The sequence below is a fragment of the Brevibacterium sp. SIMBA_078 genome, from assembly GCF_046534565.1.
GTDB lineage: Bacteria > Actinomycetota > Actinomycetes > Actinomycetales > Brevibacteriaceae > Brevibacterium.
Genome location: NZ_JAWRYQ010000045.1, coordinates 1 through 388 on the forward strand (window position 1 = coordinate 1; position 388 = coordinate 388).

Sequence of the window (388 nt, forward strand, 5' to 3'; positions counted from 1 at the left end):
CTATCAATTAAACATTCCTTTGTATGTTCCCAGTCCATATCAAATATAGCATCAAATGCCGAAAGGAAATTAGATATTAGTTTATTTAGTTCATCATTGGCTTTAAATCCACCAGACTTTTCTATAGCCAATGCTCTTGATAGACTAAGTACTTCTTCAAGAAGCTCTCTATCTGAACGTAAATCACTTAAATTACTGTTTCTTGAAAAACTTTTTTCTATAATTTTTTCAACCTTTTCTTCAAATTCTGGCCAGAATTTTTCGAAAACTTTGTGAAAAACACTTTCTTCTAATACATGAGATTTATTTGCTTTATTTAAATCTGACAATAATCTTCTAAAATCATTCTTTTCGAATAGTGTTGTCTGAAATTGTGTTAGAGGCCCAC

At 29.9% G+C, this 388-nt stretch carries 1 protein-coding gene; it reads right to left on the bottom strand.

Going from position 1 to position 388, the window contains the following annotated elements:
• A partial coding sequence (locus SB749_RS18790; RefSeq protein WP_410711635.1) for a hypothetical protein occupies positions 1-388 on the bottom strand: 388 nt, incomplete at both ends.